The sequence below is a fragment of the Streptomyces sp. WELS2 genome (assembly GCF_013870595.1).
In the GTDB taxonomy this organism is placed as follows: domain Bacteria; phylum Actinomycetota; class Actinomycetes; order Streptomycetales; family Streptomycetaceae; genus Streptomyces.
In genome coordinates this window covers 1-8,853 of the sequence record NZ_JACBWZ010000205.1, presented here as the reverse complement: position 1 = coordinate 8,853, position 8,853 = coordinate 1, and the positions used below count along the sequence as shown (strand labels likewise).

General features: G+C 69.8%; 7 protein-coding genes. 2 read left to right on the top strand and 5 right to left on the bottom strand.

Annotated elements, in window-relative coordinates:
- The coding region (locus H5J33_RS14735; protein ID WP_181795366.1) for a class E sortase at nucleotides 1–746 on the top strand (746 nt) is incomplete at its 5' end.
- 27 nt (nucleotides 747–773) lie between these two features.
- Nucleotides 774–1,526 carry a class E sortase gene (locus tag H5J33_RS14730; protein ID WP_181795365.1) on the top strand — a complete coding sequence of 251 codons (753 nt, stop codon included), beginning with the start codon at nucleotides 774–776 and terminating at the stop codon, nucleotides 1,524–1,526.
- Nucleotides 1,527–1,593: 67 nt separating this feature from the next.
- Here H5J33_RS14730 and pknB read toward each other — a convergent pair whose 3' ends face one another.
- The 5 genes from pknB to H5J33_RS14705 all read right to left on the bottom strand — a co-directional run.
- The gene (gene pknB / locus H5J33_RS14725; RefSeq protein ID WP_181795364.1) at nucleotides 1,594–3,597 is read right to left on the bottom strand and encodes a Stk1 family PASTA domain-containing Ser/Thr kinase; all 2,004 of its coding nucleotides are present in this window, start codon (nucleotides 3,595–3,597) and stop codon (nucleotides 1,594–1,596) included.
- Between the two features lie 207 nt (nucleotides 3,598–3,804).
- Nucleotides 3,805–5,289 (bottom strand): penicillin-binding protein 2, encoded by a 1,485-nt coding sequence (locus tag H5J33_RS14720; protein ID WP_181795363.1) that lies wholly within the window; start codon nucleotides 5,287–5,289, stop codon nucleotides 3,805–3,807.
- Nucleotides 5,286–6,737 carry an FtsW/RodA/SpoVE family cell cycle protein gene (locus tag H5J33_RS14715; RefSeq protein ID WP_181795362.1) on the bottom strand — a complete coding sequence of 484 codons (1,452 nt, stop codon included), beginning with the start codon at nucleotides 6,735–6,737 and terminating at the stop codon, nucleotides 5,286–5,288. The genes H5J33_RS14720 and H5J33_RS14715 overlap by 4 nt, the downstream gene beginning before the upstream one ends.
- A 27-nt stretch (nucleotides 6,738–6,764) precedes the next feature.
- Complete coding sequence (locus tag H5J33_RS14710; RefSeq protein WP_181795361.1) at nucleotides 6,765–8,426, bottom strand: Stp1/IreP family PP2C-type Ser/Thr phosphatase; 1,662 nt, start codon at nucleotides 8,424–8,426, stop codon at nucleotides 6,765–6,767.
- Between the two features lie 140 nt (nucleotides 8,427–8,566).
- The coding region (locus H5J33_RS14705) for an FHA domain-containing protein (RefSeq protein WP_181795360.1) at nucleotides 8,567–8,853 on the bottom strand (287 nt) is incomplete at its 5' end.

The window sequence follows — 8,853 nt, the reverse complement described above, 5'->3', positions numbered from 1 at the left end:
CGGCCCCCGTCGAACGCGACCCGCAGCGCCCCCTGACCCGGGTGGAGGCCCGGCGTCAGGCCAGACTGCGCAAGCCCAGCCCGGCGACACTCGCGAGCCGGGCCATCGGCGAGCTGTTCATCACCACCGGCGTGCTGATGCTGCTGTTCGTCACCTACCAGCTGTGGTGGACGAACGTCCGCGCGCACGCGCAGGCCGGCAGCGCCACGCACCGGCTCCAGGACGACTGGGCCAGCGGCAAGCGCAGCCCGGGCGTCTTCGAGCCGGGCCAGGGCTTCGCCATCCTGCACATCCCCAAGCTGGACGTGGTCGCCCCCATCGCCGAGGGCATCAGCAACAAGCGGGTGCTCGACAAGGGCATGGTCGGGCACTACGGCGAGGCCCCGCTGAAGACGGCCATGCCCCAGGACAAGACCGGCAACTTCGGTCTCGCCGCGCACCGCAACACCCACGGCGAGCCGTTCCGGTACATCAACCGGCTCACACCGGGCGACGCGGTCGTGGTCGAGACGCAGGACACCTACTTCGTGTACCGGGTCACCTCGATGCTCCCGGTGACCTCGCCGGCCAACGTCAGCGTGCTGGACCCCGTCCCGCCGGGCTCCGGCTTCACCCGCCCCGGCCGCTACATCACCCTCACCACGTGCACACCGGAGTTCACCAGCAAGTACCGGCTGATCGTCTGGGGCAAGATGGTCCAGGAACGCCCGCGCGCCAAGGGCAAGCCGGACGCGCTCATCGAGTAGGGCTCACCGAGTAGGGGCAGAGGAACTGTGGCAGCGACCGCCGACGAGACCGAAGAGACCACGGACCCGCCCGGACCGGACCCGGCCCCGCGCCGCCGGCGCCCCGGCCGGATCGCCCTGGCGGTCAGCGTCTTCGGCGAACTCCTCATCACGGCGGGCGTGCTGCTCGGCCTGTTCGTCGCCTACTCGCTGTGGTGGACGAACGTGATAGCGGACCGCAAGGCGGAGCAGAAGGCCGACAAGGTGCGCGAACACTGGGCGCGGCAGAAGGACGCCGGCCCCGGCGCCCTCGACACCGGTGACGGCATCGGCTTCCTGCACGTGCCGGCGATGCACAACGGCGAGGTGCTGGTCGAGAAGGGCACGGGCACGGACGTCCTCAACGACGGCGTGGCCGGCTACTACACGAAGCCGGTCAAGGCGACGCTGCCCACCACCGGCAAGGACGGCAACTTCGCCCTCGCCGCGCACCGCGACGGCCACGGCGCGAAGTTCCACAACATCGACAAGCTGGAGAAGGGCGACCCGATCGTCTTCGAGACCCGGGACGAGTGGTACGTCTACAAGGTCTTCTCGATCCTCCCCGAGACCTCGAAGTACAACGTCGAGGTCCTCTCCCCGGTACCCGCCGGTTCCGGCCGGAAGAAGCCCGGCCACTACATCACCCTGACGACCTGCACCCCGGTCTACACCTCCCGCCACCGCTACGTGGTCTGGGGCGAGCTGGTCCGCGTGCAGAAGGTCGACAGCGAGCGCACCCCGCCGGCGGAACTGCGCTGACACCGGCCCGGAGAAGCGCGTGGCCCCGCCGGGACATCCCGGCGGGGCCACGCGGAGGCGGGAGGCGTCAGCCGCCGATGCCCCCGAAGAAGTCCGACCCGTTGTCGCCGCCGTCGTTGTTGCCGTTGCCGTTGCCGTGGCCGAACGAGACCGTGGTCAGCGTGACCGTGGTGCCGTTCGGATCGGCCTGGGTGTTCGGCTGCGGGTCCTGCTGGGTGACGAAAGCGTTGTCGTCACCCGGACTGCCGGGCGCCAACTGGATGTTGTTGAACCCGGCCTGCTGAAGCATCTGCCGGGCCTCCTTCACACGCCGGCCGACGACACCCGGCACCGTCGACTGCTGCTGCTGGGCCTTGCCGACGTTGATCACCACGTTGGTGTTCTTGACGACCTGCTGGCCCGCCGCCGGGTTGGTGTTCTGCACCTTGCCGTCCTGGGCGGGATCGGTGACCGGGGTGTCGGTGCAGCTCGGCACCAGACCCTGGGCCTGGAGCGTGGCCTTGGCCTCGTCACAGGACTTGCCGGTGACATCGGGAACCGCGATCTTCTCCTCCGGCTTGGCGACCGTGAGGGTGATCGTGCTGCCCTTCTCCTTGCTGACACCCGGCTCCGGGTCCTGGGTGATGACGACGCCCGGCGTGCGGTCCGAGACCTCCAGCTTCTTCTCGACCTCGAAGCCCTTCTCCTTGAGCTGGGTCTCCGCCTGGTCGAACTGGGCCCCGCGCACGTCCGGCACCTGGACCTTGGGCGCGCCCGTGGAGATCACCAGGGAGACCGTGCTGCCCTTGTCGACCTTCTCGCCCTGCTGCGGGTCCTGCGAGCACACGTTGCCCGTGGCCTGGTCCGCGCACTCCTTCTTGCTGAAGGACACCTTGAGGTCGACGTTGTCGGCCATCTTCTCGGCCGTCTTCTGCGGCTGGCCCACGAACTGCGGTACGGGCACCTTGCCGTCGTCCGTCTTCTTGCCGCCGACGGCGTACATGCCGATCAGGATCGCGCCGACCAGCACCAGCAGGCCCGCGATCACCAGCAGGACCGTGCCGGTGCTGGACTTCTTCTTCTGCTGGCGGCGGCGGTCCGGACGGTCGTCGTAGCCGTAACCGCCGTCGTCGGGGGTCATCGGCGGCAGCACGGTGGTCGCGCCCGCGTCCGCGCGCAGCGCGGTCGTCGCCTGCTCCTCGGGGTAGCCGCCGTAGCCCACGGCGCCCAGCGCGGCCGTGGCCGCGACCGGCTGGCCGTCCAGGCAGGCCTCGATGTCGGCGCGCATCTCGTCGGCCGACTGGTAGCGGTAGTCCGGGTCCTTGACCAGCGCCTTGAGGACGATCGCGTCCATCTCGGGCGTGATCTCGGGGTCGAAGACCGACGGGGGCTGGGGCTCCTCGCGCACGTGCTGGTAGGCCACGGCCACCGGGGAGTCGCCCACGAAGGGCGGCCGCACCGTCAGCAGTTCGTACAGGAGGCAGCCGGTCGAGTACAGGTCCGAACGGGCGTCGACCTGCTCGCCCTTGGCCTGCTCCGGGGAGAGGTACTGGGCGGTGCCGATGACCGCGGCCGTCTGGGTCATGGTCATGCCGGCGTCGCCCATGGCGCGGGCGATGCCGAAGTCCATCACCTTGACCTGGCCGTTGCGGGTCAGCATGACGTTGGCCGGCTTGATGTCCCGGTGGACGATGCCGCTGCGGTGCGCGTACTCCAGGCCCTGGAGGATGCCGATGGTCATCTCCATCGCCCGCTCGGGCAGCAGCTTGCGGCCGGAGTGCAGCAGCTCGCGCAGCGTGGAGCCGTCGACGTACTCCATCACGATGTACGGGATGGAGACCCCGTCGATGTAGTCCTCGCCCGTGTCGTAGACCGCCACGATCGCGGGATGGTTGAGCGAGGCGGCCGACTGGGCCTCCCGGCGGAACCGGGCCTGGAAGGACGGGTCGCGCGCGAGGTCCGCGCGCAGCGTCTTCACCGCCACGGTGCGGCCGAGCCGGGTGTCGTGCGCGAGGTAGACCTCGGCCATGCCACCGCGGCCGAGCACCTGGCCCAGCTCGTACCGGCCGCCGAGGCGACGCGGCTCTTCCATAGCTACCTACCAGCCCTCTCCGTCGGTCTCGGCCGCGCCCCTGTGCGCGGCCGGAGGCGCTGCCGTCCGGGCCTACCGTACCCGGCTCGCTCTGTGTGACCTGGCCAAGCCCGTAACCCGATACAGGACCGGTATCGCAACGTGCGACGATGTGAAAAACGTGTGAGCGGCCTCACTCGCGGCGGCCGCGTCACCCGCGCGGGCCGGTCACTTCTTGGCGTTGACGACCGCCTCCATGACGTTCTTCGCGATCGGCGCGGCCAGGCCGCCACCGGAGATGTCGTCGCGGTTCGCGCTCTCGTCCTCGATCACCACGGCGACCGCCACCGGCGAGCTGCCGTCGGGCAGCTTGGCGTAGGAGATGAACCACGCGTACGGGTTCTCGCTGTTCTCCACGCCGTGCTGGGCGGTACCGGTCTTGCCGCCGACCTTGACGCCGTTGATCCGCGCGTTGGTACCGGTGCCCTTCTCGACCACCGTCTGCATCATGTCCTGCAGGATCTGCGCGTTCTTCGGCGACAGCGGTCGGCTCAGCTCCTCCGGCTCGGTCTTGGCGACCGGGTCCAGGTTGGAGGACTGGAGCTCGTCGACCATGTACGGCTTCATCAGCTTGCCGTCGTTGGCGACCGCCGAGGCCACCATCGCCATCTGCAGCGGGGTCGCTGCGGTGTTGTACTGGCCGATGGAGGACAGCGCGGTCTGCGACTGGTTCATGTCGTCGGAGAACACCGAGGCGGTGGCGCGGACCGGGGTGAACTGCTCGGAGTCGAAGCCGAACTTCTTCGCCTCCTCCAGCATCTTGTCGTTGCCGAGGTCGGAGCCGATCTTGCCGAAGACGGTGTTGCAGGAGAACTGGAGCGCGACCCGCATGGTCGCGTTCTCGCACGGGATGCTGCCCTCGTTCTTCAGCTCGGTCCTGGTGCCGGGCATGACCCACGGCAGCGGCGAGTCGGTCCGCTCGTCGGCCGAGGTGTACTTGCCGTTCTCCAGCGCCGCGGCGGCCGTGACCACCTTGAAGGTCGAGCCCGGCGGATAGGTCTCGCGCAGCGCCCGGTTCAGCATCGGGTCGTTGGGGTCGTATTTCTTCTGGAGCTTCTTCCAGGCCGCCGCGTCGTCGTTGGTGTTGCCCGCGAAGGACGAGGGGTCGTACGACGGGTAGGAGGCCAGCGCCAGGATCTTGCCCGTGGACGGCTCCAGCGCGACCACCGCGCCCTTGCCGCCCCGCTTCCTGAGGCCGTCGAACGCGGCCTTCTGCGCGGCGGCGTTGAGCGTGGTGACGACGTTGCCGCCCTGCTGCTCCTTGCCGGTGATCATGTCCAGCGTCTTGCGGAAGAACAGCCGGTCGTCGTTCCCGGTGAGGATGCCGTCCTCGAGGGACTCCAGCTGGGTGGCGCCGAAGGCCTGCGAGGCGTAACCGGTGACCGGCGCCCACATGGGGCCGTTCTTGTACGTCCGCTTGTACTTCAGGTCGTTCAGACCGCTCTTGCTGGTCTCGGCGGACCCGGTGATCGGGTCGCCGCCGACGATGATGTCGCCGCGCGGGGTGGCGTAGCGCGCGATCGTCACACGGCGGTTCTTCGGGTCGTCCTTGAGGCTGTCGGCCCGGACGTACTGGAGGTAGTTGTCCCGCAGCAGCAGGGTCAGCACGAGCAGACCGCAGAAGATCGCGATGCGGCGCAGGGGCTTGTTCATGACGGGCGGACCACCTGGGTCATCTCGGCGTCGGGGCTGCTCGCGGGGGCGGGCGCCGGGCGGCGGGCGGTGTCGCTGATCCGGATCAGGATGCCGATCAGCGCCCAGTTGGCGAGCACGGACGAACCACCGTACGCGAGGAACGGCATGGTCATACCGGTCAGCGGGATGAGGCCCATGACACCGCCGGCCACCACGAAGACCTGGAGCGCGAAGGCGCCGGACAGGCCGATGGCGAGCAGCTTGCCGAACGGGTCGCGGGCGGCCAGCGCCGTGCGCACACCGCGCTCCACGATCAGGCCGTAGATCAGCAGGATCGCCATGATCCCGGCCAGGCCCAGCTCCTCGCCGAAGGTGGCGAGGACGAAGTCGGAGTTGGCGGCGAACCGGATCAGGTCCGAGTGGCCCTGCCCCCAGCCGGAGCCGAGGGTGCCGCCGGAGCCGAAGGCCCACAGGGCCTGCTGGAGCTGATCGGAGTGGAGGATGCCGTCATGGGTGATCTGGCGGCTGAGCTCGTACTCGCGCATCGGGTCGAGCCAGGCGCGCACACGTGTCTTGATGTGCGGTTCGAAGCTCGCCACGCCGACCGCGCCCGCCGCGGACATCAGCAGACCGAACACGATCCAGCTGGTCCGCTCGGTGGCGACGTACAGCATGATGACGAACATTCCGAAGAACAGCAGCGAGGTGCCGAGGTCCGTCTCGAAGACCAGGATGAGGATCGAGATCGCCCAGACGACCAGGATCGGCCCGAGGTCGCGGCCGCGCGGCAGGTACAGGCCCATGAAGCGGCGGCTGGCGAGGGCCAGGGCGTCGCGCTTGACCATCAGGTAGCCGGCGAAGAAGACGGCGAGGACGATCTTGGCGAACTCGCCGGGCTGGAGGGAGCCGAGCCCGGGAATGTTGATCCAGATCTTCGCGCCGTAGATGTTCGCCCCGAGGCCCGGCACCAGCGGCAGGATGAGCAGCACCAGGGCGGCGAACATGGAGATGTAGGTGTAGCGCTGGAGGACGCGGTGGTCCTTCAGGAAGATCAGCACCACGACGAACAGCCCGATGCCCAGCGCCGTGTACAGCAGCTGCCGGGGCGCGGCCGTGACGAAGTTGGGCAGTGACTGGAGCAGCTTGGACTGGTCCAGCCGCCAGATCACGACCAGCCCCAGCCCGTTGAGCAGGGTGGCCAGCGGCAGCAGCAGCGGGTCGGCGTACGGCGCGAACTTCCGTACGGCGAGATGGGCGACGCCGGCCAGCAGCCCGAGGCCCAGACCGTAGCTGAGCAGCCCGGACGGGACCTGGTCGCTGATGGCCAGGCCCACGTTGGCGTAGGCGAACACCGGGATGGCCACGGCGAAGACCAGCAGGGCCAGCTCGGTGTTGCGGCGGCTCGGCGCGCCGATGGCGCCGATCGTGGACGTGTGATGCGTCGGCGAATTCGTAGAACTGCTCATCGTGTGACGGGGCCTCTCACGGCTTGCCTACTGCTTACCGCACAGCGAGACGACCTTCTGCTCATCCTCCGAGAGAGTGGGGCCGGGGCTGGGGGTCGCGGACGGGGTCGTGGACGGAGCCTTCGAAGGGGACGCCGGGGACGTCTTCGAGGCCGACGGGTTCGGGGCCGGGGTGGCCTTCGTGACGAGGGAGACCTGGGCGAGGGTGACGACCGGTGCGGCGGGGTCACCGGAGAACGCGGTGCGCGTGCCCGTACCCGCGGTGGTGCCGGTACCGGCGCCGGTCCCCGTGGTGGCGCCGGTGCCGCCGGTGCCCTTGCCGGTGTCGGTGCCGGTGGTCTTGCCCTTGTCGTTCTTCGCGTCGCGCGCGGCCTCGTCCGCGGCCTTGCGCTCGGCCTGCTTCCGGCAGGCGGAGGCCTGCACGGCCAGCTCCTCGACCTTCGTCCGAGCCGCCTGCAGGCCGCCCTCGGCGATCGTGGCCTTCACCTGCTTCTGCTGGTACGGCGGCAGGTACTTGAGTTCGATCTCGGGGTGGTCCTTCTCCACCTCCGACAGCGACACCCAGGCCAGGTCCTGGCTGATCCCCCGGTACAGCGCCACGTGCTCGTCCTTGGCACCGATGTAGTACTGCGTCTGCGTCCAGCGGTAGCCGCCGTACAGGCCGCCGCCCACGACGGCCAGGGCGAGGGCGCCGTACAGGGAGGTCTTCAGCCATCTGCGCGGCTTGCGCTGCTTGCCGAAGTCCTCGTCGCCGTACTCGCCGAAGCCGCCGGCCGGGAGGTAGCCGGTGTCGCCCGAGCCGGGCGGTCCGAACTCGCCGCCGCCCTGTCCCCGCCGGCCCAGGTGGGCGGCGCGGCCGGCCGGGGTCTGCATGATCCCGTTGTCCTGCGGGTGGTGCTGGTTCTCGGCGACCGCGCCGACCACCACCGGCTGGTCGGACAGCTGGCCGGCGAGGGTGTCGCCCTGGTCCAGGTCCAGCACGTCGGCGACGATGACCGTGATGTTGTCGGGGCCGCCGCCGCGCAGCGCGAGCTGGATCAGCTCCTGCACCGTCTCCTGCGGGCCCTGGTAGCTGGCGAGGGTCTCCTCCATCGTCTGGTGGGAGACCACTCCGGACAGGCCGTCGGAGCAGATCAGATAGCGGTCGCCGGCGCGGACCTCGCGGATGGAGAGGTCGGGCTCGACGTGCTCGCTGCTGCCGAGGGCGCGCATCAGCAGGGAGCGCTGCGGGTGGGTGGTGGCCTCTTCCTCGGTGATCCGGCCCTCGTCGACCAGCCGCTGCACCCAGGTGTGGTCCTGGGTGATCTGGGTGAGGACGCCGTCGCGCAGCAGATAGGCGCGCGAGTCGCCGACGTGGACGAGGCCGAGCCGCTGACCGGTCCACAGCAGGGCGGTCAGGGTGGTGCCCATGCCCTCCAGCTGGGGGTCCTCCTGGACCATGGCGCGCAGCTGGTCGTTGGCGCGCTGCACGGCGGTGCCGAGGGAGGTGAGGATGTCCGAGCCGGGCACGTCGTCGTCGAGCGGGACGATGGTGGAGATCACCTCGGAGGAGGCGACCTCGCCGGCCGCCTGGCCGCCCATGCCGTCGGCGATGGCCAGCAGGCGCGGGCCGGCGTAGCCGGAGTCCTCGTTGTGCCCGCGGATCATGCCCTCGTGCGAGCCGGCGGCGAAGCGCAGTGACAGACTCATGCGCACCTCGCCCGTCGGCTCCGAATGCAGCCGGTCGTGTCGGGCCACACTGCCCACCCTCCGGTCGGGAGCGCGCCGGAGACCGGGTGGCGGCCTGTCGCGGCGTGCTCGCTCCGCTCGCGCTTATTCATGACGTAGCACTACTTCCGCAGCTCGATTGCGGTCTTGCCGATGCGGATCGGCGCGCCCAGCGGGATCGGTGTGGGGGTCGTCAGCCGGGACCGGTCCAGGTACGTGCCGTTGGTGGAACCGAGATCCTCGATGATCCACTGGCCGTTCTGGTCCGGGTAGATCCTGGCATGGCGGCTGGAGGCGTAGTCGTCGTCCAGCACGATCGTGGAGTCGTGCGCCCGGCCCAGGGTGATGGTCTGGCCCTGGAGCGCGACGGTGGTGCCGGTCAGCGTGCCCTCGGTCACGACCAGCTTGG